This is a genomic window from Alkalilimnicola ehrlichii, assembly GCF_003399765.1.
Lineage (GTDB): Bacteria > Pseudomonadota > Gammaproteobacteria > Nitrococcales > AK92 > AK92.
Window position 1 is genome coordinate 56,809 of the sequence record NZ_NFZV01000018.1, and the last position, 25,008, is coordinate 81,816.

General features: G+C 59.1%; 28 protein-coding genes and 1 pseudogene. 24 read left to right on the forward strand and 5 right to left on the reverse strand.

Features of this window, described 5'->3' with window-relative positions; translation table 11 throughout:
• Positions 1 to 269: 269 nt before the first annotated feature.
• Together CAI21_RS24090 and CAI21_RS26070 are read left to right on the forward strand one after the other, a co-directional pair.
• Positions 270 to 1,414 (forward strand): annotated as a pseudogene (locus CAI21_RS24090) (S9 family peptidase); the annotation flags it as partial.
• Positions 1,415 to 1,639: 225 nt separating this feature from the next.
• Entirely contained in the window at positions 1,640 to 2,308 is a 669-nt protein-coding gene (locus tag CAI21_RS26070; RefSeq protein WP_404840883.1) for a prolyl oligopeptidase family serine peptidase, read from the forward strand.
• A 20-nt stretch (positions 2,309 to 2,328) separates the two neighbouring features.
• Here CAI21_RS26070 and CAI21_RS15840 read toward each other — a convergent pair whose 3' ends face one another.
• Positions 2,329 to 3,714, reverse strand: coding sequence for an alanine/glycine:cation symporter family protein (locus tag CAI21_RS15840; protein ID WP_116303181.1), 1,386 nt, complete (start codon positions 3,712 to 3,714; stop codon positions 2,329 to 2,331).
• 166 nt (positions 3,715 to 3,880) lie between these two features.
• On the opposite strand from CAI21_RS15840, the gene CAI21_RS15845 reads away from it, so the two are divergent.
• The 4 genes from CAI21_RS15845 to CAI21_RS15860 all read left to right on the forward strand — a co-directional run bounded on the left by CAI21_RS15845 (position 3,881) and on the right by CAI21_RS15860 (position 8,769).
• Positions 3,881 to 4,873: a hypothetical protein gene (locus tag CAI21_RS15845; RefSeq protein WP_116303182.1), complete on the forward strand. Its 993-nt coding sequence runs from the start codon at positions 3,881 to 3,883 to the stop codon at positions 4,871 to 4,873.
• A gap of 156 nt (positions 4,874 to 5,029) precedes the next feature.
• Positions 5,030 to 6,763 (forward strand): hypothetical protein, encoded by a 1,734-nt coding sequence (locus tag CAI21_RS15850; protein ID WP_116303183.1) that lies wholly within the window; start codon positions 5,030 to 5,032, stop codon positions 6,761 to 6,763.
• A gap of 57 nt (positions 6,764 to 6,820) precedes the next feature.
• Positions 6,821 to 7,264, forward strand: a complete 444-nt coding sequence (locus CAI21_RS15855) for an RDD family protein (RefSeq protein ID WP_116303184.1) — start codon at positions 6,821 to 6,823, stop codon at positions 7,262 to 7,264.
• A 68-nt stretch (positions 7,265 to 7,332) separates the two neighbouring features.
• A complete protein-coding gene (locus CAI21_RS15860; RefSeq protein WP_116303185.1) occupies positions 7,333 to 8,769 on the forward strand; it encodes a serine hydrolase domain-containing protein in 1,437 nt (478 codons plus the stop codon).
• A 137-nt stretch (positions 8,770 to 8,906) separates the two neighbouring features.
• On the opposite strand, the gene CAI21_RS15865 is transcribed toward CAI21_RS15860, so the two are convergent.
• The 3 genes from CAI21_RS15865 to CAI21_RS15875 all read right to left on the reverse strand — a co-directional run bounded on the left by CAI21_RS15865 (position 8,907) and on the right by CAI21_RS15875 (position 10,972).
• Entirely contained in the window at positions 8,907 to 9,455 is a 549-nt protein-coding gene (locus CAI21_RS15865; RefSeq protein WP_116303186.1) for a hypothetical protein, read from the reverse strand.
• Positions 9,456 to 9,539: 84 nt separating this feature from the next.
• Positions 9,540 to 10,466, reverse strand: a complete 927-nt coding sequence (rimK, locus tag CAI21_RS15870; protein WP_116303187.1) for a 30S ribosomal protein S6--L-glutamate ligase — start codon at positions 10,464 to 10,466, stop codon at positions 9,540 to 9,542.
• Positions 10,463 to 10,972, reverse strand: coding sequence for an ATP-dependent zinc protease family protein (locus tag CAI21_RS15875; RefSeq protein WP_116303188.1), 510 nt, complete (start codon positions 10,970 to 10,972; stop codon positions 10,463 to 10,465). Before CAI21_RS15875 ends, rimK begins: the two co-directional genes overlap by 4 nt.
• Before the next feature lie 46 nt (positions 10,973 to 11,018).
• Between CAI21_RS15875 and CAI21_RS26075 the strand changes: the two genes are divergently transcribed.
• From CAI21_RS26075 to CAI21_RS15935, 12 genes are all read left to right on the forward strand, one after another.
• The gene (locus tag CAI21_RS26075; protein ID WP_116303189.1) at positions 11,019 to 11,207 is read left to right on the forward strand and encodes a Mut7-C RNAse domain-containing protein; all 189 of its coding nucleotides are present in this window, start codon (positions 11,019 to 11,021) and stop codon (positions 11,205 to 11,207) included.
• Positions 11,150 to 11,500, forward strand: a complete 351-nt coding sequence (locus CAI21_RS15885) for a Mut7-C RNAse domain-containing protein (RefSeq protein WP_404840884.1) — start codon at positions 11,150 to 11,152, stop codon at positions 11,498 to 11,500. The genes CAI21_RS26075 and CAI21_RS15885 overlap by 58 nt, the downstream gene beginning before the upstream one ends.
• Before the next feature lie 224 nt (positions 11,501 to 11,724).
• Positions 11,725 to 12,990, forward strand: a complete 1,266-nt coding sequence (gene glyA, locus CAI21_RS15890; RefSeq protein ID WP_116303191.1) for a serine hydroxymethyltransferase — start codon at positions 11,725 to 11,727, stop codon at positions 12,988 to 12,990.
• A 36-nt stretch (positions 12,991 to 13,026) separates the two neighbouring features.
• Positions 13,027 to 13,506 (forward strand): transcriptional regulator NrdR, encoded by a 480-nt coding sequence (gene nrdR / locus CAI21_RS15895; RefSeq protein WP_116303192.1) that lies wholly within the window; start codon positions 13,027 to 13,029, stop codon positions 13,504 to 13,506.
• A 52-nt stretch (positions 13,507 to 13,558) separates the two neighbouring features.
• On the forward strand, positions 13,559 to 14,695 hold the full coding sequence (gene ribD / locus CAI21_RS15900; protein WP_258868970.1) for a bifunctional diaminohydroxyphosphoribosylaminopyrimidine deaminase/5-amino-6-(5-phosphoribosylamino)uracil reductase RibD: 1,137 nt from the start codon (positions 13,559 to 13,561) through the stop codon (positions 14,693 to 14,695).
• Between the two features lie 2 nt (positions 14,696 to 14,697).
• The gene (locus tag CAI21_RS15905; protein WP_116303193.1) at positions 14,698 to 15,363 is read left to right on the forward strand and encodes a riboflavin synthase; all 666 of its coding nucleotides are present in this window, start codon (positions 14,698 to 14,700) and stop codon (positions 15,361 to 15,363) included.
• 76 nt (positions 15,364 to 15,439) lie between these two features.
• On the forward strand, positions 15,440 to 16,564 hold the full coding sequence (gene ribBA / locus CAI21_RS15910) for a bifunctional 3,4-dihydroxy-2-butanone-4-phosphate synthase/GTP cyclohydrolase II (RefSeq protein ID WP_116303194.1): 1,125 nt from the start codon (positions 15,440 to 15,442) through the stop codon (positions 16,562 to 16,564).
• An 84-nt stretch (positions 16,565 to 16,648) separates the two neighbouring features.
• Positions 16,649 to 17,113, forward strand: coding sequence for a 6,7-dimethyl-8-ribityllumazine synthase (ribH, locus tag CAI21_RS15915; RefSeq protein WP_116303195.1), 465 nt, complete (start codon positions 16,649 to 16,651; stop codon positions 17,111 to 17,113).
• Positions 17,113 to 17,571, forward strand: coding sequence for a transcription antitermination factor NusB (gene nusB, locus CAI21_RS15920; protein WP_116303196.1), 459 nt, complete (start codon positions 17,113 to 17,115; stop codon positions 17,569 to 17,571). Before ribH ends, nusB begins: the two co-directional genes overlap by 1 nt.
• A gap of 59 nt (positions 17,572 to 17,630) precedes the next feature.
• On the forward strand, positions 17,631 to 18,170 hold the full coding sequence (locus tag CAI21_RS15925; RefSeq protein WP_220348530.1) for a DUF2889 domain-containing protein: 540 nt from the start codon (positions 17,631 to 17,633) through the stop codon (positions 18,168 to 18,170).
• Position 18,171: 1 nt separating this feature from the next.
• On the forward strand, positions 18,172 to 19,059 hold the full coding sequence (gene thiL, locus CAI21_RS15930; protein ID WP_309544713.1) for a thiamine-phosphate kinase: 888 nt from the start codon (positions 18,172 to 18,174) through the stop codon (positions 19,057 to 19,059).
• Positions 19,060 to 19,144: 85 nt separating this feature from the next.
• Entirely contained in the window at positions 19,145 to 19,621 is a 477-nt protein-coding gene (locus tag CAI21_RS15935; RefSeq protein ID WP_116303198.1) for a phosphatidylglycerophosphatase A family protein, read from the forward strand.
• A 34-nt stretch (positions 19,622 to 19,655) separates the two neighbouring features.
• On the opposite strand, the gene CAI21_RS15940 is transcribed toward CAI21_RS15935, so the two are convergent.
• Positions 19,656 to 19,949, reverse strand: coding sequence for a hypothetical protein (locus CAI21_RS15940; RefSeq protein WP_116303199.1), 294 nt, complete (start codon positions 19,947 to 19,949; stop codon positions 19,656 to 19,658).
• A gap of 192 nt (positions 19,950 to 20,141) precedes the next feature.
• On the opposite strand from CAI21_RS15940, the gene CAI21_RS15945 reads away from it, so the two are divergent.
• The 6 genes from CAI21_RS15945 to CAI21_RS15965 all read left to right on the forward strand — a co-directional run bounded on the left by CAI21_RS15945 (position 20,142) and on the right by CAI21_RS15965 (position 24,973).
• Positions 20,142 to 21,017 carry a hypothetical protein gene (locus tag CAI21_RS15945; RefSeq protein WP_116303200.1) on the forward strand — a complete coding sequence of 292 codons (876 nt, stop codon included), beginning with the start codon at positions 20,142 to 20,144 and terminating at the stop codon, positions 21,015 to 21,017.
• Positions 21,018 to 21,181: 164 nt separating this feature from the next.
• Complete coding sequence (locus CAI21_RS15950) at positions 21,182 to 22,624, forward strand: TonB-dependent receptor (protein WP_258868150.1); 1,443 nt, start codon at positions 21,182 to 21,184, stop codon at positions 22,622 to 22,624.
• Between the two features lie 96 nt (positions 22,625 to 22,720).
• Positions 22,721 to 23,326, forward strand: a complete 606-nt coding sequence (locus CAI21_RS15955) for a metal ABC transporter substrate-binding protein (protein WP_258868971.1) — start codon at positions 22,721 to 22,723, stop codon at positions 23,324 to 23,326.
• Positions 23,296 to 23,610: a metal ABC transporter substrate-binding protein gene (locus CAI21_RS25110; RefSeq protein ID WP_258868972.1), complete on the forward strand. Its 315-nt coding sequence runs from the start codon at positions 23,296 to 23,298 to the stop codon at positions 23,608 to 23,610. Before CAI21_RS15955 ends, CAI21_RS25110 begins: the two co-directional genes overlap by 31 nt.
• A gap of 10 nt (positions 23,611 to 23,620) precedes the next feature.
• On the forward strand, positions 23,621 to 24,160 hold the full coding sequence (locus CAI21_RS15960; protein WP_258868974.1) for an ATP-binding cassette domain-containing protein: 540 nt from the start codon (positions 23,621 to 23,623) through the stop codon (positions 24,158 to 24,160).
• Between the two features lie 12 nt (positions 24,161 to 24,172).
• Positions 24,173 to 24,973, forward strand: a complete 801-nt coding sequence (locus CAI21_RS15965) for a metal ABC transporter permease (protein WP_116303201.1) — start codon at positions 24,173 to 24,175, stop codon at positions 24,971 to 24,973.
• Positions 24,974 to 25,008: the final 35 nt, after the last annotated feature.

The window sequence follows — 25,008 nt, forward strand, 5'->3', positions numbered from 1 at the left end:
ACTTTGGCAGCAGCAATAAAAGCATAAATCCTAATAGATTGCACGCCCTTCATGAATATAAGGTTTTGATTATATTGATTGTTGAATCTCTGATCTCTGTTTGAATTTATAATGGTACTTCCAGAGGCGCCGAGCGGAATGGTTGGGTGTTTCCTGAAAGTGCTTTGCGGCTTCCCGCTGGTTTTTGGTTGGGCGGCCCAAACCTTATTGCCGTGACTCGGCGTTTCCCGATGTTTTTGTTTACTCGAAGAATACGGAGTTTTCGACTTATGCAGCCTCCCGTCGCTTCCCGCCGGCCAACGTCTTTAGACGCACACGACGAAACCCGCGTTGACGAATACTTTTGGCTTCGTAACCGGGACGACCCGGAAGTCCTCGCTTATCTAGAGGCGGAGAATGCCTACACGGAAGCGCAGATGGCGCATACGGCGCCGTTACAAGAGACGCTGTATCGAGAGTTCCTGAGCCGAATCAAAGAGACCGATCTTTCGGTGCCGGTCAAACGCGACGAGTGGTTTTACTACAGTCGGACCGAGCAGGGGCGGCAGTATCCGCTGTTTTGCCGAAAGCACGGCAGCGTGGATGCCGCCGAGGAGATCGTGCTGGATATCAATCTCTTGGCGGAGGGGCACGACTATTTCGATATCGGCTCGGCGACGGTGAGCCCCGACCACAGCATGCTCGTGTACGGCGAGGACACCGATGGCTCCGAACGTTACCGTTTGCGCGTAAAAGCGCTGGCGAGCGGCGAGCTGTTGGATGTCGATATTACAAATACGGCGGCGAATGTCGAGTGGTGTAACGATAATCGAACGTTTTACTACACCGTATTGGACGAAACCCGGCGTCCGTATCGGGTCTACCGGCACCGGCTCGGGCAGGGCGTGCCCGACGAGCTGGTATTCGAAGAGCCGGACGAGGCGTTCTTCGTCCATCTCGGGCACAGCAAGGATCGGCGTCAGCTCTATATCTCTTTAGGCAGTAACGTCACCAGCGAAGAGTATTTTCTCGCTGCCGACGATCCAGAGGCGCAGCCCGTGTTGTTCCAGGCGCGGGAGCATGGCGTCGAGTATTCCATCGAGCACCGTGCCGGCGAGTTTTGGGTACTGAGCAATCGCGATGCGGTGGATTTTCGTTTGTTCCGCGTGCCGGTGCAGCACTATCAAGAGACGAGCGCTTGGCAAGAGTATGTGCCGCATCGGGAAAAACCAAGCTCGAAGACTTCGAGCTATTTCGGGATTTTCTCGCGCTTTATCTGCGCGACGAAGGGTTGTTGAAAATCCGTATTTTCGATCTGAATACCGACGAAGCGCACGATATTGCCTTCGACGAGGCCGTTTACGCTACTTACGGCGGCGATAACCCCGAGTTCGAGAGTCAAACACTCCGCTTCAACTACGCCTCGCTAGTGACGCCGCGTCGTGTGTACGACTATGACATGGCAAAGCGGAGCCGTGAGCTGAAGAAGGAGCAGGAGGTGCCGGCGGGGCATGATCCCAGCGAGTATGTCAGCCGGCGTCTATGGGCGACGGCACCGGACGGGACGGCGGTGCCCATATCGTTGGTTCACCACCGGGATGTGCAGCTCGATGGCGAAAACCCCTGTTTACTGTACGGCTATGGGTCTTACGGTATTAGTATGGACCCTGGTTTTTCGCCGACTCGGCTGAGCTTGCTGGATCGCGGTTTCGTGTATGCCATTGCCCATATACGGGGCGGTGGCGACTTGGGCGAGACATGGAAGAATGCGGGCAAGCTGCACGATAAAATGAACTCGTTTACCGACTTCATTGCCTGTGCCGAGCGGCTTGTCGAGGCAGGTTACACGTGTCCGGAACGGCTGGCGATCATGGGCGGGAGTGCCGGCGGTTTGTTAATGGGGGCAGTGGTCAACATGCGGCCCGACTTGTTTCATGCTGCGGTTGCGCAAGTGCCGTTTGTGGATGTGCTGAGTACCATGCAAGACCCGACCCTGCCGCTGACCGTGATCGAGTACGACGAGTGGGGTAATCCCGAGCACCGAGCCTATTACGAGACGATTCGCGCCTATTCGCCGTACGATAATGTCCGGGCGCAGGCTTACCCGCATCTGTTGATCGTGGCGGGCCTCAACGATCCGCGCGTGCAGTATTGGGAGCCGGCAAAATGGTGCGCCAAACTACGAGCGACCAAAACCGACGATAACCTCCTGCTGCTTAAAACGCACATGGGGGCGGGGCATGCCGGCGTATCGGGCCGTTACGAAGCCTTGAAAGACTTGGCCTTCGATTACGCGTTCGTCCTGGATCGCTTAGGCTTCTCCAAGTAATCGCGCGCCGAGCAGGGCGTTCAGCTCCCTTGCTCGGCGCCTTCCTCGGCGGCTAGGCGCGAGAAGTAGTTGCGGGCCTCCGCCAATACTTTCGGCGCCAGCAATAGCGTCGCTAGCATGGTTGGCACCGCCATGAGCGCGTACATACTGTCGATCAACCCGAAGACGGCTTCCAAAGAGGCGACAGCGCCCACCACGATGAGCCCGGTGTAGAAATATTTATACCAGTGCTGGTGCTCCGCCCCGATGAGGAAGCCCAAGCACTTCGCGCCGTAATACCAGAACGTGAACATGGTGCTGGCGGCGAACACCACAATCAACCCTGCGATTATGTAACCGCCCACGCCGGGCAGCACGGCATGGAAGGCGGCCGCCGTTAGCGAAGCGCCGCTGGCGTCCGAGGTGTATAAAACGCCCGTCGCCAGAATCACCAATGCGGTGCAGGTGCAAATGAGTAAGGTATCGACAACCGGCCCCATCATGGCGACCAGACCCTCGCGTACCGGCTCTTTCGTTTTGGCAGCGCCATGAGCCATGACTTCGGTGCCAATCCCGGCTTCGTTAGAGAACGCGCCGCGCATGATACCGATCGTAATCATCCCCAGCACTCCGCCGCCTACCGATTCCGCGGTAAACGCCTCGCGGAAAATCGTAGCCAAGGCCGAGGGTATGGCAGAGGCGTGGACAACGAGGGCTATAACGGTCAGGCCGAGATAGATTAAAACCATCAACGGCACCAATCTCGAGGTGACCAAGCCAATCCGCTTAATACCGCCCAGGACGACGATAGCGACGATGGCGGCAACGGCCAAACCAAAGAAAAAATTAAAGGTAAATGCCGACTCGGCTGTGGTCCAACCGGCCGGTTCGGCAACGACGTCGCGAATGGCTTGGGTGAGCTGATTGGCCTGCACCAGCGGCAGCGTGCCGAATAAGCCGGCCAAACAGAAGAAATAGGCAAGCGGGCGCCAGCGCGGCCCCAACCCCTCCCGGATGATATACATCGGCCCGCCCTGCAGCTGCCCCATGCTGTCGTGGCCGCGATACATGACAGCGAGGGTACAGGAGAAAAACTTGGTCGCCACGCCCACAATCGCAGTGATCCACATCCAGAATATCGCGCCGGGCCCGCCGGCAGAGAGCGCGATCGCCACGCCGGCGATATTCCCAAGTCCGAGCGTGCCGGACATCGCACTGGTCAAAGCTTGAAAGTGGTTGATATCCCCTGGATCGTCAGCTTCGTCATAACGGCCCCGGAGGATATCGATAGCGTGGCCGAAGTATTGATAGGGAGCCAGACGGGAATAAATCAGGAAAAACAGTCCGCCGCCGACAAGTAGGATAATTAAAGGCGGCCCCCAAAGAAATGCCGCTAACTCGGGCAAGCGTTCGCCGATGCGTTCCATTGAGAGCTCTCCCCCAGTTCGTTATTCTGGTTTCGTTACAGCAGGCTAACGGCCGGGAAGGGCGCCTGTCCAGGGCCGCCATTATGACGTTCCGGATTCCCGTCTGGTTGACTGAGTGCCGAAGGCAAATCGCCGAACAAACTAAAGAACAGTAACGATCGTACGTATGAATTCAGGTAGCGATAATGGTGGCCGGCTTTTCCGTTTGGCGTGTTGTGCTTTGGCGGCGCTTTTGACCGGGACGATGGGCGGATGTAGCTCCCGAGCTCCGGCAGACTATGCCGCCGCGTGGCCGCAGCGGTGTGTCGAATTAAAAAGAGACCTCGGCGACGAACCGAGCCTGGCGGTGACGCTTAGCGATCCTGCCGCTGTGCCCCAGACACCGCAGGAGGCCTGGGTGTTGAATGTCGGCGGCTTTGCTGTGCCTGTGCCGCCGGCAGCCTATGACCGGCTTCTGATCAGGAGCAAGGGGCAATTCCAGGGAGCGCGTCTCGATGATGTGCTTATGCTGGTGGCACCGACAGGCCATAGTGTTTTCATAGGCCTCATGCCGGGCTTCGAAACTACCGAAGATGCGTTCGCGACCGTGGATTGGACGCAAGAGAGCGGGCCTCGCTCGACCAAGGCCGGCAAACAGGCGACAGCGGCGATCTGGGGCGGGCCGGTGAGTTTTGCGGAGATGGCCTGGGCAGGCTATCTCGGAGCGCCGGACGATCTCAGCTGCCGAGCGGATCGCTGGCAGGACGAGGCGCGGCTGGCTTTCGGCTTGATTTTGAAGCGGGTCGGGTCCGGCGAATTGCTCGCGGCCTACCCCATGCCGGCGCATGAACACGCGGTATTAACGCTGCACGCGATCGACGAGGGTTGGGATTGGCAGGTGCTGGTTCCTGCCGCCGCGGGCGAGCACGCCCTGCAGATCCACCTGCGGCTGCCGTCCTCGGCCGAAGAGGCCTCCTTGGGTCTGGCTATCGCGCAGCCAGACCGTATCAACCCCCTTGCATCGCCTGTTTGGCTGCAAGCTTTGCAGGAGGCGATCGACAGCAATCGGCCCACGGCTTGGCGGGCTTTGTTGCCTGCGCTTGAGCAGGCGGGGTTTAGGTCCGCCGATCGGGAGCGTTTGGAAGTCTTCGTCGAATCGCGTTTCGGCGACGACGACTAAGAGGCTAAAAGTGGCGCTTTTTGTGAGCGTTTCGTTTGCCTTCGCTATTCGTTAAGGAATAAAGTGCATGCCTGTATAGTAAGCGTTCGCGGGCATCGCTAATAACGGTTCGGGCCCCGCGAGCTGAGAATAAAGAACCAGGCTAAAGGAATTGTGATGAAAAAGTTGCTTTTGGGGGGCGCGCTTGTTGCGGCTGGCGTTGCCGCAGCAGTTGTTGTTCTGGATGGTGGGAGCGATCAAGCGCCTAGTGCAGGTAATCCGCTCCTGGCTTACGTTCCTGACGACACCCTTTTCTTCGTGGGCGGACTCGAGCCTTATCACGCCGCTGGATACTTCGACGCCTTCGGCCCGCTGGGCCTGGAAATGCCAGGCGACATTCGCTCTCAGGAGTTGGAAGCCTTGCGGGGTGAAGATTTACCCGCCGGCGCCAAAATACTCCTAGGGTTTTATTTCGAGCTGATGATGGGCTCCGAAGCGGCGTCAGACCCCCTGAGCGCTTTCGGCTTAGGGGACAGCTTCAACAGCGTCGTGTACACCGTAGGCGGGGCGCCGGTGCTGCGTACCGAGCTTGCCGACTCGACTGTATTCGAAGCCGCCTTGGACCGAATCGAAGCCAATGTCGGTGTTAGCCCTCAAGCGACAGAGTTCGAAGGCGTTACCTATCGCCGCTATGCCCTGTTCGAGGAAACCGAAGCCGATCAGCTGTTTGTCGGTATTAGCGCGCACAACGACGTTGCTACCTTTTTCTTAGACGGCGAAATAATCGGTGGCGACGAGGTGCGTTCTTTGGCGCTGGGTCTGGCACGGCCGGAGCAGAGCCTGGCCGATGGCACCCGACTAACCGACTTGGTCAAGCGTCACGGCTTTTTGCCGAGCAGCTTCGGTTACCTCGACCATCGTGAGATCATCCGCGGCATTACCGACCCGGAAGGCAACCGCTTTGGTCAACTACTGACCACTCTGATGGCGGATGCCAACGACCCCGAGTTCGATATGCTGCGCAGCGAGGCCTGTCGCGACGATTTAATGGCCATCGCCAACAACTGGCCGCAGACCAGCTTTGGGTATACCCGCCTGGACTACGGTACGGCCCCGGCTATTGATTCCAAGCTGATTATCGAGAGCCGCGACAGCGAGACGATGAGCGCACTGAGCAGCCTGCGCGGTCACGTACCGGCTTATCTACAGCAGGAGGAAATGGCGGGTTCCTTTGGTTTGGCCCTGGCTATCAATAGCGAACAGCTGACGCCGTTTATTCAAACTACCTGGCGGCGGATTACGCAAGCTGAGTACAGCTGCCCGATGCTATTGGACATGCAAGCCGATCTGCGGGCGCAGAATCCGGCCATGTTAGGCATGTTCACGGCTATGCTGGGCGGCTTGCAAGGCGTCAGCGTAAGTTTGTTCGATGTGGAGTTGGCACCGGCTGCCTTCGGGCAGATGCCGGAAGTCACGCAGCTGTCGGGGCTGGTTACGATCTCCGCCAAGGACCCGAATGCATTGTTAATGAGCGCCGGCATGATTCCCGGGTTTGGGTCTTTGCAGCTGCCGGCCGACGGTTCGGCTATCCCGTTGCCGCTGCCCATGATGGGTAACACGCAGCCCATGTTGGCTTTGCGGGGCCAGCACATCGTGCTTTATAGCGGCGAACGAGCCGAGCCTGTTGCGCAGGCACTGAGTAACGAGGCGTTGGAGGCTAACGGCTTCATGGCCTTCGACTTGGACTACAGCTTGTACGGCAAGATGTTCGATGTCCTCGACGACCCCGAGCTGCAACAGGACTTTCAGCAAGTGGTAGAACAGCTCAAAGGGTTTGTCTTGCGCTCCAGCTTGGACTTTGTCGATGACGGCATCGTCTTTGAAGGGCGTATGACGCGAGCTGTCGAGTAACGCCGTAAGGTTAGGAGACCAGCCGCGTATGCGGCTGGTCAAGGAGGTGGGGGAATAATGGAGAATCAGAATTACGCGGGGTTTTGGGTACGCACTGGGGCTGCGTTTATCGATACGATACTGCTGCTACTGGTGCTCGCGCCTATCCTCACCTGGATCTATGGGGCGGAGTATTGGTATAGCGAGCAGCTCGTCCACGGTACCTGGGATGTGGTGTTTAACTACCTCATGCCGGTGGTCGTGATCATCGCGTTTTGGATTTACAAATCGGCTACCCCGGGGAAATTAGCCGTCAACATAGCCATCGTCGATGCCAAGACCGGCGGCAAGCCTTCCACCGGGCAGTTTATTTTGCGTTATATCGGTTACTACGTAGCCATGCTCCCGCTGTTTATCGGCATCATCTGGGTTGGAATCGATAAGCGTAAGCAGGGTTGGCACGACAAACTCGCGGGCACCGTGGTCGTTCATATTCCGCCTGCTAGTGTCCCGCTTCGCTAGTTTTTTGTAGAGAAAGCGCCGTAGATAAGTCGTTGAATTTAAGGGAAGGGTTCGGCTAGGGAAATGCTATGAGGCGGCTTTGTCGGTGGTCGTTAGCGAGGCTTTTTACGGTAGCGGTTGCTTTCTCGGTCGGGTTTGCCGTTGTGGCGGCCGAATCCGACATCGAAGTCTTGCGCGAAGCGGCCGTTACCGCGCTTGGCGATGATGCCGCTTCGCTCTGGCCTCGGCTGGGGGAGGAATTGCGGGCGGCGATCGGTCGTCCCGATGCGCTCGATCGGATGAGTCGCCAGTTACGTCAACAGTACGGTCGCGAAAAAGAACTGCTTGACGAAAGCCTCCACACACAGTCAGGCATGACGCATTATCGGCGAGTGGCGCGCTATGAGCGCAGCGAATTGCTACTGGCAACCGCGTTAACGGTCGATGCCGAGGGCGTTATCCAAGGTCTGGCCATCACCTTAGAGCAGCCGGCGCCAGATCTTCCTCCCGGTCTGCCAGAACTGCCCGCAGGTAGCCTGCCTCCTTCGGAGTGGATTGAGACGATGCTGAAGGAGCTTGTCGGAGTCTCCTTGCCTGCCGTTATCGTCGGAGTTCGGGATGCCGCCGGCCGACGGGTGATTGCGGCCGGGGATGCGGGAGACGGCGAGCCACCGGATAAGCACACCTTCTTCGAAGCCGGCTCGATCACCAAAGGCCTAACCGGCTTATTACTGGCGGAAATGATCGCTTCCGGCGATGTAACTGCCGACCAAACGCTCGCCAGCCTGATGCCGTCCGATATCGCGCTGTCTCCGGCATTGGCCGATATCACCTTAGCGGAATTGGCGACTCACCGTTCGGGCTTGCCGCGGCTTGGTGCCGGGCCGGATATGCAGCGTCGACTAGCGACCGATAACCCCTATGCCGGAAGTACGGCGGAAGAAGTGTTCCGCGATGTCGCTCGGGTGCGGGAAAGCACGATCGAGCAGGGGCGCGGCCAGTACCTGTATTCCAATCTCGGTACGGCTTTGCTGGGGCAGTTATTAGCCCGCGTGGCCGATCAGTCCTATGAGTTTTTGCTAAAAGAGCGGGTGTTCGAACCTTTGCAGCTGGGAGGGCTTGCGTTGGCGCAGGCTGATGTGGCGGAGCGAGAGCGACTCGCCGTCGGCAGCCTACAGGGTGTGCCGACGACGCCTTGGCGGATGGACGCTTACGCTCCGGCCGGCGGCTGGCAGACAAATGTCGAGCAATTGTTGGACCTCGGCGAGCGCCTATTACGGCAAGAGCCGGCCTGGGTGGCCGACGCGCTACAGCCTTTATACCGCGACGATAGCGGCGGTATAGGTTTGGCTTGGATGCATGGACGCGTCGGCGACCGCGAGTTTATCTGGCATAACGGTGCCACCGGCGGTTTTAGCGGCTATCTCGCCATCGTGCCGGAAGAAGCTTTGGTACTGGTAGTTTTGGCGAATGGTGCGAGTGGAGTAGATGCCATTGCGGAGGCTTTATTAGCGGCCGGCCATTAAGGAAACGCTGAATGCCCTTATCCCTCTGCGGGCCGAGCAGTCACGCAGTGCCAAGGCGTCAGTATTGTCGGCACATAGCGCGCCTTGGTGGGGATCTCGCCTCGCGGCCAGAGGGGTAAGGGGTGTTTAGTATTTTCTTAGAAGCGGTATAAGGCCGATAGCTTGAACGCCCAAGGGATGTGCAGATCCTCGTCGTGGTTCTCGTCTTCGCGCGAGAGGGTATCGGATAAGATCGGTAAAGTGTGGGCGAATTCCAGCCCGAATTGCTCCCAGTTATAACCAACGCCAAAACCGAAATAGCCGACCCGATAGGTTGGGCGTTCGCTGCTTTGCAGCCGGTTTTGGGTATAGCCGCCGCCTAAACGCATATGGGCGGTAAAGCCCGGGCGCGCTAGCGCACGCCCTAAGAGGACGCTGCCGTCTACGCCATGGGCCCAGTTATTGGCATCCGAATGCTCGGCCCAAAAATAGCTCGCCCGTAGGGCCAGGACGTTATTAAACGCGCAGGTGCCTTTGACATGCGCGCCACGATGGCTCTCCGGCTCCTGACCGAAAAACCTCGCGAACGGGTTTAACATACTGTAATAGAGGCCACCGCCGGCTGTCGCGCTGCGGCATGCGGCGGCCGTGCTGTCGGCGGCCAGCACCAACAGGAGAGCCAGGCTAACGGTGACGGCTTTGGGCATGATCCATCCTTAGAATGTGTTTGTTTTTCTCCAGCAATACACTATAGCAACGCCATAGCAACGCCACCCCCACCAAACCCAATATCACCCCGTCCCACGGGTACGAGTTTTACCCGGCTTACCGTGTTTCTCCAAAAACTCGATAACCATACCGGCGATGTCTTTACCGGTGGCTTCCTCAATGCCCTGCAATCCAGGCGAGGAGTTTACTTCTAAGACAACCGGTCCGTGGTTGGAGCGCATTAAATCGACCCCGGCGAGGTTGAGCCCCATAATGCGTGCCGCGCGCACCGCCGTGGAGCGCTCTTCCGGCGTGATGCGAATCGGCTTGGCATGCCCGCCTCGGTGCAAGTTGGAACGAAACTCCCCGTCTTTAGCCTGCCGCATCATGGAGGCAACCACTTTATCGCCGATCACCAAGCAGCGAATATCGGCGCCGCGTGCTTCCGAAATAAATTCCTGAGTTAGGAAGTAGGCCCGCAAGCCGCGGAATGCATCGATAACGCTCTCCGCCGCTTTGTCGGTTTCGGCGAGCACCACGCCTTTGCCTTGAGTGCCTTCCAAAAGCTTGACGACGAGCGGCGCACCGCCGACTAATTGAATCAAATCTTGCGTGTCGTCGGGCGAATAGCCGAAACCGCTTACCGGCAGGCCAATACCTTTGCGCGACAACAACTGTAGCGAACGCAGCTTGTCGCGGGCACGGCTGATTGCCACCGATTCGTTGAGGGAGAAGGTGCCCATCATTTCAAACTGGCGTACGACAGCGGTGCCGTAAAAGGTAATCGATGCGCCGATGCGCGGAATGATGGCATCGACCGGAGGCAGCGTTTCCCCTTTGTAATGTACGCTGGGTCGATGCGAGCTAATGTTCATATAACAGCGCAGCGGATCGATGACCCGGATCTGATGGCCCCGCTTTTCGCCGGCTTCCACCAGGCGACTCGTCGAGTAAAGTTTGCGATTGCGGGACAATACCAAAATGCTGAGCGGACGCTTGGTGGTACTCATGTGCGTGATGCCTTCGACGTAGAAATAACGAGTGCCTGAGCGTCAGGCTTGTCGGCTAAATGGGAGGCCGTAGGATCGACTAAGATGCGCTCGTGCATGGCGCGACGCCCGAGCAGCATGCGAAATCCCATGGTGCCGCGATTGGTTAGCGTCAATTCGATCGGCCACTGCTGACCGCCAAGCCACAGCGGCGTCCGTATGACAATCCGTTTTTCTCGTTGTCCATTCGAGCTGGTGACCGCACGTTCATCGATCACGTCGGCTACGCAGCGAAGCGTCACATCGGTTCTTCGCTGCAAAGGATGGACTTCGAAGCGCACTTGGTCGCGACCGTCGGCGCGGAAACGCTGGATATGAATCGCGTGCAGCGCCGAGGTGCTGGCGCCGGTGTCGACCTTGGCCTTGATAGCTCGGATCCCGAGTTCCGGCAAGGCGGCCCACTCGCGCCAGCCGACCCAGAGCCGGGGTTGTGCGGATCGTTTCACGGTTGTTTTCGTACCACCCATTTGGTTCGCGCTGTTATCGGCGTCCTTTTAGTACTAATGATCGATCATGGCAAGAGAAATCGTTCCAGGTCCTGCTGTTTCAACCGAAGCGATCCGGCCGCGGCTTTTGTGCGACGAGATGTTGCTGCGCTTGGCGAGGTGGCTGCGGGCCGCGGGGTACGATACGGCATTGGCGGTATCCGGAATGCAGGATCGTGCCGTTTTCGGCAAGTCGTTGCCGAGGAGCGCTACTTGATCACGCGCGACCGCGGCTTTCTCGAGCGGCGGGATGCCGAGCGCTGGGTTGTGCTGCTGGAAACGCAGGCGCTGGACGACCAAGCTCGCCTGCTACGCGAGCGGCTAGGTATCAACTGGTTGCGGGCACCGTTTAGTCGCTGCCTGGTGTGTAATTGCCGCTTACATACCGTCTTGGGACGGCAAGGGGATCTACGCTATTGCTGTCGTTGCCAAAAGCTGTACTGGGAAGGCAGTCATGTCCGTCGCATGCGGTGTCGGCTTAAACAATGGCAATTATGCCCTCTCTCCTGAACGCGTCACTATATCTATATGCATTGTGTCTCCTTTAGATTGCATAATCGCAGTTTTTGCGTAAACCGTTTATAATTTACCGCTTTTCACCGAGGGAAACGCTAGGGCGTCTTCCAAACGGGAAGGACACTGTTCTCCATGTGTTTGCCTGCCGTCGTCGCGGCGGGCGAATCCATCGAGAACAGATTCAAATCCTATTGGTACCTAATTTAAGAGGGAGCCGCATGTTCTCTAACGATATGAAAATCGCCTCGTTCGATCCCGAACTCGCGCAGGCTATGGCGGATGAGAATCGTCGTCAGGAAGACCACATCGAATTAATCGCCTCCGAGAACTATGCCAGCCCCCGGGTGTTGGAAGCGCAAGGCAGCGTGTTGACCAACAAATATGCCGAAGGCTATCCCGGCAAGCGTTATTACGGCGGTTGCGAATTCGTCGACATTGCCGAGCAACTGGCTATCGACCGGGCGAAAGAACTCTTCGGCGCGGATTACGCTAACGTGCAGCCGCATTCCGGCTCGCAGGCGAACGCCGCCGTTTACTTTGCGCTGCTACAGCCGGGCGACACCGTACTGGGTATGAGCTTGGATCACGGCGGGCATTTAACCCACGGCGCCAAAGTTAATTTCTCCGGTAAGTTTTTTAACGCAGTGCAGTACGGCATCAAGGCCGACACCGGCGAGATCGACTACGAGCAGGTCGAACAGCTGGCTAAAGAGCACAAGCCGAAGATGATTGTGGCCGGCTTCTCGGCGTATTCGAAAGTTGTCGACTGGCAGCGTTTCCGCGAGATCGCCGACAGCGTCGGAGCTTACCTCATGGTCGACATGGCGCACGTGGCGGGGCTTGTCGCCGCCGGCGTATACCCGAACCCGACCCAGATTGCCGACGTCACCACCTCGACCACCCATAAAACCCTGCGCGGGCCTCGGGGCGGTATTATTCTCGCCAAGAGTAACCCCGAGATCGAGAAAAAACTCAACTCGCTGGTGTTCCCAGGCACCCAGGGCGGGCCGTTGATGCATGTTATCGCCGCTAAGGCCGTCGCATTCAAAGAAGCCTTGCAACCGGAGTTCAAGGAATACCAGCAGCAGGTTGTCGCCAACGCCCGCGCAATGGCATCCGTGATTATGGAGCGGGGTTACAGCGTCGTCTCCGGCGGTACCGACAACCACCTGTTCCTGATCGATCTGATCGACAAGGGGCTGACGGGCAAAGCCGCCGATGCCGCGCTCGGCGCTGCCAACATCACGGTTAACAAAAACGCCGTGCCGAACGACCCGCAGTCGCCGTTCGTCACCAGCGGCTTGCGGCTTGGTACGCCGGCGATCACCAGCCGCGGTTTCAAAGAGGCCGAGGCGCGCGAGCTGGCCGGCTGGATCTGCGATGTGCTCGATAACATCGACTCGCAGGAGACCATCGAGAAGGTCAAAGGCCAGGTGCTGGAGATCTGCAAGCGTTTCCCGGTTTACGAGTGGAATCGCGCTTAATTGGCGTTGACTAGATAAACGAGGAGTAACACCGCGATGCGTTGTCCGTTTTGTCATGCACAGGACACGCGGGTGATCGACTCCCGCCTTGCCAGTGAAGGCGATCAAGTTCGCCGTAGGCGCGAGTGCGGCGCCTGCGGCGAACGGTTTACAACCTACGAAAACGCCGAGCTGATCATGCCGCGTCTTGTCAAAAGCGACGGGACGCGGGAGCCGTTCGACGAGCGTAAACTCCGGACCGGTATGTTACGGGCGTTAGAGAAACGTCCGGTCGCGACCGAGGCGGTCGAGGCCGCTATTAACCGGATTAAAAAACGTTTGCAGGCGAGCGGCGAGCGCGAAGTGCCATCGCGTCAGCTGGGCGAGTGGGTCATGGATGAATTGCGGGAGCTGGATCAGGTCGCCTATGTGCGGTTTGCTTCTGTTTATCGTAGCTTCGAAGATGTCAGTGCGTTCCGGGAAGTGATTGAAGGCTTAGAGAAGCCTAGCAACACGGATAAACCGGATAACGGCTAGACGGTCGCCTGTCCGACTAGCCGTTTTTCTATAACCGAACCGACGAGTCCTCATGTCTGCGTTTTCCGCCGACGACCATCGTTACATGGCCCAGGCGCTGGCGCTTGCCGAGCGTGGCCGAATGACTACCCAGCCCAATCCGCGGGTGGGCTGCGTGATTGTGCGTGAAGGGAAGGTGGTCGGTAGCGGCTGGCACCGGATAGCCGGCGGAGCGCATGCCGAGGTTTATGCGCTCCGCGAGGCGGGCGCCGATGCGAAAGGTGCTACCGCGTATGTTACCTTGGAGCCGTGTTCGCACCACGGTAGAACTCCCCCTTGTTGCGATGCATTGATCGAGGCCGGTGTCGGGCGTGTTGTCGCAGCAATGGAAGACCCTAACCCGCGGGTTGCAGGCAGCGGGCTGGAACGTCTACGCGCGGCCGGTATCGAAACCGCCGTCGGTTTGCTAAAAACCGAGGCGGAAGCGCTAAATGGGGGGTTTGCGAAAAGAATGCGGTCGGGGCAGCCGCGGGTTTTGCTCAAGCTCGCTACCAGTCTCGACGGGCGGACCGCCATGGCCAGCGGCGAGAGCAAGTGGATTACCAGCCCGGCCGCTCGCCGCGATGTGCACCGGTTGCGAGCCGAGGCCGGGGCAATGCTGACCGGGATCGGGACGGTACTGGCCGACGACCCTTCGCTCACCGTGCGCGAATTTCCGCTACCGCCCCCGCGCGAGCAACAACCGCTACGGGTGGTTGTGGATAGCGATCTGCGGATGAGCCCGGAGGCCGCCATGCTGCGCTTGCCGGGGCAAACGCTGATTGTTTGCGGTAATGCCGACGAACCTCGTCGATTGGCTTTGCGCGAAGCCGGTGCCGAGGTCGTGGCCTTGCCTGACGATAGCGGTCGTGTCGACCTACGGCGATTGATGTCGCATTTGGCCGAGCGCGAGATCAACGATGTGATGGTCGAAGCCGGGCCCACGCTGGGCGGTGCGCTTGTGCAAGCGGGCCTGGTCGACGAGTTGGTGATTTATCAGGCGCTGCACCTGATGGGGCATGAGGGGCGTCCGCTGCTTGCCTTATCAGGGCTGACCTCGATGGCACAGCGCGTTCCGCTCGCGCTTATCGACGTGAAGCAAATCGGCCCGGACCTTCGCGTTCGGGTGCAATGTCCGGCGGCGCCGACCGGTGCCGACGAGGAGGGTTGAAGATGTTTACCGGAATCGTTCAGGCGGTGGGCACATTGCGGCGGCGCGAGCCGCGCGGCGGCGACATACGGTTGGAGATCGCAACCGGCGAATTGGATCTGACTCGCGCGGCGATCGGCGATAGCATCGCCGTGAACGGCGTTTGTTTGACCGCAGTGAGCCTGGAGTCGCAGGCGTTTGCCGCCGACGTTTCCGGCGAGACCCTAGCGCGTACCAGTTTGGGGAATCTCTCGGTTGGCGATCGTCTGAACCTGGAAACCGCGTTGACGCTTTCCACGCCGTTGGGCGGCCATTTGGTTAGCGGTCACGTCGATGGCTTAGGCGAGATCGTCGAGCGGAGTCCCGATGCACGTTCCGAACGGTTTCGATTACGCGCACCGGATAGCCTGGCGCGCTATATTGCCGAAAAGGGGTCGATTTGCATTGATGGCGTGAGCCTGACGGTTAACCGCGTCGAGGGCGCCGAGTTCGAAATCAACATCGTTCCGCATACCCTTGCCGCGACCACCATCGGAGAGTTCCGCCCCGGCCGCAAGGTTAATCTGGAAGTCGATCTCGTTGCACGCTATCTGGAACGCCTGCTCTTGGGCGAGCGGGCTGCGGAGCCTGCCGGCGGCGGGCTAACTCGCGAATTTCTCGAACAAAACGGATTCGGTGCTCGGCGCTGACGTGCCGCTCACCATCCGGCAGCGGAAACCGGTACACTTCGCCGGTCAATGATTATGGACGTTGGAGTCCCGCAGTATGCCTCTTAATACGATTGAAGAAATTATCGAAGATCTGCGCCAGGGCAAAATGGTCGTCATCATGGACGACGAGGATCGCGAGAACGAAGGCGATCTAGTGATGGCCGCCAGTATGATTAGGCCGGACGACATCAACTTCATGGCGCGCTACGGGCGTGGGCTGATTTGCCTGACCTTAACCAAGGAGCGCAGCGAGCGCCTGCGCTTGCCGCTGATGGTGAACGACACCGACCGCAAACAGTCGACCAACTTTACGGTGTCCATCGAAGCCGCACAGGGCGTGACGACCGGGATCTCCGCCGCCGATCGCGCACGTACCGTGCAGGTGGCCGTCGCACCGAATGCCGGGCCGGAAGATCTAACCCAACCGGGGCACATTTTCCCGTTGATTGCACAGCCCGGCGGCGTGCTGACCCGCGCCGGCCATACCGAAGCCGGCTGCGATTTGGCGCGTTTGGCAGGGTTTGAGCCGTCCTCCGTGATCGTCGAAATCCTCAACGAAGACGGAACCATGGCGCGCCGCGACGATCTCATCGAGTTCGCTCGCGAGCATAACCTGAAAATCGGCACCGTGGCCGATCTGATCGCCTACCGGATTCGTAACGAGCGAACGGTCGAGCGGGTCGCCGAGTGCGAACTGCCGACCGAGTTCGGTCATTTCCACATGTACGCATACCAAGACAACGTCGATAATGCCGTGCATTTCGCGCTGGTGCGCGGCAAAGTCTCGCCCGACGAGCCTGCTTTAGTGCGGGTTCATATCCAGAATACCCTCTCGGACGTTTTCGCCAGTGTCGGGCCGCAATGCGGTTGGCCTTTGCGCGCCGCCATGAAACAGGTGGCGGACGCCGACGAAGGTATTGTGGTCGTGCTGCGTAAGCAGGACGACGTCAACGACACATTAGCTAGAATGCGGGCCTACCAGTTTCAGGCCGGTCATGGCGATAAGGTCGATATGCAGGCGCAGCAAAGCAGCGACCTACGCACCTACGGCCTGGGAGCGCAGATTCTATCCGATCTCGGGGTACGCCAGATGCGCGTACTAAGTTTGCCGAAACGGATGCATGCCTTGTCCGGTTTCGGCATGGAAGTCGTCGAATACGTCGACCCGGACAAAAGCTGAGGCCGGCCCAGATAGTCTTCGTCAACTAAGAAAGCCCGGGAATGTAAACGGCATTTTCGGCTTCCCTGCAACGGAAGAGTTTAAATGAAAACGTTTGAAGGTGATTTCACCAGCGGTCAAGGCCGATACAGCATTGTCGTCGGACGCTTTAACAGCTTCGTCGTTGAAAGCCTGTTGGAGGGCGCGCTCGATACCCTGCGTCGTCATGGTGTGGCCGACGAACAGATCGAGGTGGTGCGTTGTCCCGGTGCGTTCGAGATCCCGCTTGTCGTTAACCGCTTAGCGGCGAGCAAGCGCTACGATGCGATCATCGCGTTAGGGGCCGTCATCCGTGGGGGAACGCCTCACTTCGACTACGTCGCCGGCGAGTGCACTAAAGGTATTGCGCAAGCGATGATGACTCATGACGTGCCCGTGGCCTTTGGCGTGCTTACCGTCGACACCATTGAACAAGCCATCGAGCGGGCCGGAACCAAAGCGGGTAACAAGGGAGCCGAAGCGGCTCTTTCGGCCGTAGAGATGGTGAGCTTGTTGCGGAAACTCGACTAATGGCGGCACCCAAGGACAAGCGCAACGAAGCTTTGCGACAACGCACACGCGCCCGGCGCCGTGCGTTGCAGGCCTTGTATCAATGGCAGATGGCGGGGCAGGATCTGTCCGCTATCGAAGCGCAGTTCAACGACGAGATGGACATGGGGCAGGTCGACGTCGAGCTGTTTAAGCAGTTGTTGCACGGCGTACCGACTCAGCTCAACCTTATCGACGAGCAGCTGAGTCCGTTCCTCGATCGGCCTATTAACGAGCTTGACCCGATCGAACGCGCCGTTTTGCGTATGGGGACTTACGAGCTCAACGAGCGTTTGGAAGTTCCGCTGCGGGTCGTCATCAACGAAGCGGTAGAGTTGGCAAAGCAATTCGGCGCCGAACAGAGTCATCGTTACGTTAATGGTGTGCTCGATAAAGTCGCGCGTCAGAATCCATTCCGTGCCGCTGAGCTTAAGAAGTGAGATCATGCAGCCGCGCGCGACGCGGCTGCTTTGCAATCATGGCGAGGTGATGTATGCCCTTGTCGCCGGCAGCTCCCCGCGAGCCGATACACACGCGCGACATTCAGGTGAAGGGATATCGCCGCCAGGATGGACTCTGGGATATCGAAGCGTATTTAACGGACCGCAAGAGCTACGAGCATGGTAATCGGTGGCGCGGCACCTTGGCGGTGGGCGAGCCCGTACACGACATGGCGATGCGCGTTACCATCGACGACAACTACCAAATACACGCCGTCGAAGCGACGCTTGACGCCCACCCGTTTCCCAGCTGTCCGCACGCTGCGGCGAGCTTTTCCGGCTTGGTCGGTTTGCGAATCGGCCCCGGTTGGCTACGGCAGGCACGGCGCTTCGTCGGCGGAGCGCTCGGCTGTACTCACCTGGTGGAGCTATTAGGGCCTATTGGTACCGCTGCGTTTCAAACGCTCGCACCGTTAAAGGAAAGCGAGCCCGAAGGCAGGCAGGCGCTTGTCGACCGGGTGGTCGGCTCCTGCCACGGATTACGTGCGGACGGGGAAGCGGTACGCGAATTGTATCCAGAGGCTTATCGAGGGAGCTGATGTGGCGGGGGCGGAGTTCGAGCTGATCGAGCGTTTCTTTTCAGCGCAGGGGGCGATGCGCGACGACGTGCTGTTGGGCGTCGGCGATGACGCGGCCTTATTGGACGTCGGGACGACAGAAGCCTTAGTACTTTGCACCGACACCTTGGTCGGCGATGTGCATTTCCCGGCCGATGCGCCGGCCAGCAGCGTCGGCCATAAAGCGCTTGCCGTCAATTTAAGCGACATCGCCGCGATGGGCGCGCGTCCGGCCTGGGCGTTGCTGTCGCTCACCTTGCCGGACCCGATGACGGATTGGGTGGCCGATTTCAGCACCGGTTTAAGTGTGTTGGCCGAGCGCTTCGGGGTCGCGCTGGTGGGCGGCGATACGTGCCAAGGGCCGCTTAGCATCACGGTGCAAGTGGCAGGCTGGGTGAAGCCGGAGCAGGCACTACGACGGGACGGCGCCCGGTGCGGCGACGACGTCTATATCAGCGGCAATCTGGGCGATGCGGCCGCCGGATTGCAATGTTGGCGCGCGGCAGCCGAAACCGAGCCCGATGCAGATGCCTTGCAGTTGATCGAGCGCTTGCACCGCCCGCAGCCGCGGGTTGCCTTAGGGCAGGCATTATGCGGTATCGCCGGCGCGGCGGTGGATATCTCCGACGGCTTGTGCGCCGACCTTGGGCATATTCTAACGCGTAGCCGGGTCGGCGCGCCTTGGAGGTTGCGGCCTTGCCTTTGTCTTCCGCTTTACGGGCAACGTCCTCGGAAACCGAACGCCTGCATTATGCGCTTAACGGCGGCGACGATTACGAACTGTGCTTTACCGCTCCGCCGGATGCGGCAGCTCGGATTGCCGCGATCGGCGCAGAATTACAGGTGCCGGTCACGCGGATCGGTCGTATAGAGGCGGAGCCCGGCTTACGACTCGAATTGGCGGAAGGCGCCATCGAAGTCGCGCAGGCCGGCTACCAGCATTTCGGAGAAGATGTGTGAAAGTCAGTACCGCCAGCTTTAAACTGCGCAATCCCGTTCATTTTCTCGCCTTAGGGTTCGGCTCCGGTTTGGCCCCCAAAGCCCCGGGTACCTTCGGAACCCTGGCTGGGATTCCGATCTTTCTCGTCCTGGCGCAGTTTTCCTTGCCGGTGTATCTTGCGGTAACGGCGCTATTCTTCGTCGTCGGCATTGCCATTTGCGGGGTGGCGGCGCGCGATGCAGGGGTGCATGATCATCCCGCCATCGTATGGGACGAAGTGGTCGGTTTTCTCATTACGATGATCGCCGTGCCGGCTGGCTGGGGTTGGGTGATACTAGGTTTTTGCTTGTTTCGTTTATTCGATATCCTCAAGCCATGGCCGATTCGCTTGCTGGATCGCTACGTCGGCGGCGGCTTCGGCATCATGATCGACGACGTATTGGCCGGCATTTTCGCGTTAGCCGTCCTGCAGCTGTTGTTGTACTGGCTATAGCGGGAGCACTCCGCCGCTTTCGCGGGACGCTCGGTTATTGCCGCATGTGCTGGCTATTGGCGACTTCGTCATAGCCATTGTTCATATACGCCGCCCAATATTGCGCTTCGGTTTTATCGGGGTGGCGCTCGGCGATCAGTTCGGCTTTCTGCGCCAGCGTATGGAGCGCATGCGCTTTTTCTTCGCTGCTGGCGGGGGCGCTGACCACGGCTTGCCATTCGCTTTGGAGGCGGGCGAGATCCTGCTCCAGTTGTTCCTCCGCCGCCAGGCCGGCAAGCATACTAAAGCCGAAGAGCGCAACGAAGAACTTGGTTAGCCATTTTTGCATAAGGTCTTACCTCTGGTTTCCTGAAGGAAACGCCAAATACGTTCCCAGAACCTCTGCGAAGCCTTATTCAAAAGCAGGGACAAGGCGAAAATTCCGAGGAACGATTATTAAATTGTGACCGTCGGCACAAAAAATGGTTCCCACTGCCATAGCAGATCGACGGGACATTAGAAGTCTGTGAGGAGTATGCGGATGAAGGCGAAGTTAGGCGCTTGGGTTTTAGTAGCATTGCTCGCGCTGGCCTTGATTTATTGGGCGGCGCAAAGTGTGATGGAGCGCCGCTTCGAGCGCGAAGTCCAAGCTTTTGTGGCCGATTTGCCGCCGGAGTGGCAGGTTGAATACGAGGATGTCAGCGTCAGTTTATGGCGCCGCGACGCCACTATCCATCGGCTGCACGTCCGCGCGCTGTCGCAGCCGGTCTTTACCGCCGAGCGGCTGGACTTTGTTAGCTTTGACCGCCGCAATACGCCGCCGCGCTACCTACATGCCCGTCTGCTAGGCGTTGAGCAGGATCTTTCCGAGCTGCACAACGAGCAGGCCGAGCTATTGCAAAGCTTAGGTTACGACCGCCTGCTCGGCGATTACGAATTCGAATACCGATATCGCGAAGACGAGCAGCGGCTAGACATCCGCGAGCTGAGCGCGCATTTGCGAGATATCGGCCGCATGAGCGCGAGCCTGCGCTTGGACGGCGTCGATTTGACCGATCTGGTCCTGATGCCGCAGGAGCAAATGTTCTTCGTCAGTATCGTCGATTTCTCGCTGAGCTATCGGGACGAGTCTTTCCTATCGAAAGTGATCGCACAAGTCGCCACGGAGCAGGGTTTGTCCGAAGAAGCGGTTATCCAAGGTTTCCTGCTGCGTTTAGATGCAGAGTTCGGCCACCCAGACGAGCCCTTCTACCAAGAGTTCCAGGCGCAGTTAGGTGCGTTTTTGCAAGAGCCCAACACCCTCACGCTACGTGCCCAGCCGGAGCAGCCGGTTTCTGTCATAGATGCGGTGGCCTACGGCATGGTGCGGCCCGGCGAACTGCCGCAATTGCTCAATCTCAGTATCGAGGCTGATTGACGCCGGGCGGCGTACGCGGGAACGAGAAAAGCCGCTGCGTTAAAACGTTAATAAGTTATGTAATAACATTGCGAATGTAACGTTATATGGTAGCATCTTCCTCCTGTTCGGCAGGGTGCGGCCGGCGCGTGTCGTGCCGGCCCCATGATCATCAGGGGGTTATTGTGAAAAAGAAACAATTCGGAGTGCTGGCAACGGTAGCGCTGGTCACCGCGTGGGGAAGCCAGAGCGTTGCGTTAGCGCAAGTTGGCGAACAACCGCGGGGCACAAACGCCCAAGCGCCGGCTAGTGCACAACACCGCGACCCGCTCGATAGCCCTGGCTTGCGCCCGCGCGGCCTGAACACGGGACAAGTCGGTGCCGGCACCTTATTCAACCCGGAAATTTCGGTAATTCTGGACGGCGTTTTCTACTGGGACGACGAAGACGGCGACATTCCCACCCCAGCCGGTTTCGGCGGCGGCCATCACCACCACGGTCACGGCCACGATCATGCACACGGCGAGCTGGATCAGGGCTTTAACCTGCGGGAGACGGAAATCGTCTTCGCCGCCGCTATCGACAACTACCTCGACGCCGTCGTTACCCTGGCCATCGAAGGCGATTCCGGCATCGAAGTCGAAGAGGCCTATGCCGTCACGCGCGCCTTACCGGCCGGATTCCAGATGAAATTCGGTAAATTCCTCAGCGATGTCGGCTACATCAACAAACAGCATCCACATGATTGGGATTTCGTCGACCGTCCGCTCATGAACGAACTGCTCTTCGGCGACCACGGCTTGCAGGAGAAGGGCGTACAGGTTTCCTGGGTGCCGGCGACGCCGTTTTATACTCGATTAGGCGTAGAGGTGCTTCAGGGCGAGACTTCGGGGGTTGCTAATTATGTCGGTTCCGGCCGCCATGAGATTGTTGGCTACGCCGAAGGCACCGGGGGAACACCTGATCGCCTTCGGTGGCGGACCAACTACGGCCTGGATGATGTAGACGGCCCCCGGTTGTTCACGGGCTTTGCTAAATTCGCGCCTGACTTAGGTTATGAGCATGCTTTGCAGGTAGGTGTCTTTGGCGGCTATGCACGTAGCTTCCAGGACGTAGAAACCCATAGCAGTGGTCGTGTGGAAGCGTGGGATGGCGATGGTTGGTTTGCCGGAACCGATTGGGTCTACCGCTACGATGCAGGCAGAAGCTATGGGCATGGCGACTGGCGCCTGCAAGCGGAGTACATGTATCGCCGCTTGAGCTTGGATTATTTTGAGGGTGTGCCTGGAGAGGTGGGCAGCACGACAAGCCCCGAGTTCCAGAACCGGGAGACCCGAAAAAATGACGGTCTCTACATTCAGGCTGTGTATGGCTTTGCACCAAGGTGGAGTGCGGGCTTGCGGTATGACGTTGTTGGTCTAACTAACAATGACGGTTATGACAGCTTCGACGAATCCCACCGCTATTCCGCCAATGTCACCTTCACCGCGACCGAATTCTCCCGCTTCCGTTTGCAGGTGAATCACGGCCGCTATGAAGAAGACGACGACCACGGCCACGGCGATTTCACCCAGGTCATGTTGCAGTACAACTTGAGTCTTGGCGCCCACGGCGCGCACTCGTTCTAATCGCTGCCTTACCAGCGCCCCGGCAAGCCGCCCTAAGGAGGCTTTGCCGGAGGCGCCTCGCTTTCGCCACGTTCAACTCCGCATGGAGGAGACCGCATGAAACGATTGCTTCTCGCTTTGCTATTACTCATCGTGTCCGGTGCTGCGCAGGCGGCGCTGAACGTTGTCGCCACAACGCCCAACATGGGCATGCTGGCTCGCACCGTGGCCGGCGAGCATGCCGATGTCCGGATATTAGCGCCTGCCGATCGCGATGCTCACTACCTGCAAGTGCGGCCGAACATGATGGCGGCCTTGCGGCGCGCCGACCTGGTCGTTTCCGTCGGTGCGGAGCTGGAAATCGGCTGGCTGCCGCCGGCCATACAAGGCGCGCATAATCCGCGCATCCAGCCCGGTCAGCGCGGCTATTTCGAAGCCGCGGCCCAGGTCGACCTGATGGACGCTCACGGCGTTGCCGATCGATCGCTTGGCGACGTGCATCCGGCGGGTAATCCGCATATCTATTTTGATCCGGTGCGGATGGCGGAAGCGGGCGAGGCCTTGGCCGAACGCCTGGCATCCATGGACGAGGCTAACGCCGACGCTTACCGAGCCAATGCGCGAGCATCGCCGAACAGGTGCGAGAACATATGCCCGCGTGGGAAGCTCAGCTTGAAGGCGCGGCAGGGGCCGTGCTGTATCATAAGGACGCCGATTATCTGATGGCGCGTTTCGACGTGCCGGTTCTTGGGTATATCGAACCGATTCCCGGCGTGCCGCCGACGGCAAGTCATTTACGGGACTTGGTGCGGCAGTTGAGTAACCGCTCCGGTGTCATCGTGCACTTGGTCTATCAACCGGAAAACGGGCCGGAGTTTTTGTCGAACGAGTTGGGTTGGCCGGTGTTCCGCCTACCGAGCAATGTCGCGCTCGATGCAACGGCAGAAGATTATTTTGCATTAATCTCGCAATGGACGGATGCTATCGGCCAAACCCGGTCCGAGTGAGAACGATTTGGTGTTACTGAAAGTGGAAGGGCTGGTCGCCGGCTATGCAGAGCCGGTGGTCGGCCCCTTCTCGTTTACCGTAGGCGAGAACGAAATAGTCGGCCTGGCGGGGCCGAACGGGAGCGGCAAGTCCACCTTGCTACGTGCTCTGGTCGGTGCTGCCCGCCGTTTTCGCGGCTCTATCGAGCGGGCGGCGTCGTTGCAACTCGCTTACCAGAGTCAGCATGGCAATCGGCCGGAAGAACTGCCGCTGAAAGCCCGCGAGCTGGTGCGCTTAATGGACGGCGACGCCGCCGCCTTACCGCCGCGTTTGCAGGCGTTGAGCGACGTGCGCCTGGACCGCCTGAGCGGCGGGCAGAGGCAGTTATTCTACGTCTGGGCGGCTCTGAGTAATCCGGCGCCGCTGGTGTTGCTCGATGAGCCGACCAATAACCTCGACCCGAAGGGGGTCGCGCTACTGGAGCAGCGTTTGTTAGACCTTGAGCCGGGGCGAGCGGCCGTTGTGGTCAGTCACGAGAGCGAGTTTTACGGCGAGTATGTAGCCGAGTGATTGAGTTGGCCGATGAATCTTGATCTGCTTTTCGATCCGTTATTCCGCGTTCCTTTCTTTACCGGCTTGTTGCTCGCGGCGCTGTTGCCGATCCTCGGTTTATATTTGCGCTTACGCGGCGAGTGGTTAGCGGCCTTGGGCTATGCCCATATCGCCGGGGCCGGCGGTGTATTGGCCCCGTTAGTAGGGGTGCCTATTATCGCCGGAGCCTTGGGCGGCGGCGCCCTGGTCGCCTTAGCGAAAGGGCTTTTGCGGCGTAAGGGCAACGATACGTATGCCTTGTTTATCCTGATCGGTTGGAGTGTGATGCTGCTGGGTGCCGCCTACAGTCACCACGCGCAGCTGATCGGTCAGGCATTGATTGACGGGCAGTTGTACTTTATCGGCAGCCAACACTTGTTGACCGCACTGGTTTTGGGTGGGTTGGTTGTGTTCGGTTTGCCTTTCTTATCGCGCCTTCTGTTACGGGAGCACCTTTTCCCCTGGCACGACCGCGCCAATGGTCGGCCGGTGCGGCTGCAAAGCGTCGCCTTCGACTTGCTGGCAGCGGTAACGATCGGTTTGGCGGCGACGGCCATGGGTGTGATGGCGGCTTTCGCCGTCCTGTTCGTGCCGGCCTGGATTGCGTTCGCCCTGGCGCCGGGTTGGCGCTGGGCGCTGCTACTGGCGGCGACGATGTCGATCGTTGCGTATTTACTCGGTTTCGTGGCGGCAGTCTTGTTCGACCTGCCTTTCGGCCCGGCCTTGGTGGCGGTGTTGGTGTTATTTACCCCGTTGCGCTTGCTGGTGCGTCCGCCGGCCGGACGCGTCTAGTACGCCTTCGCGGCACCGCCGTTCCCAAGGGCTTA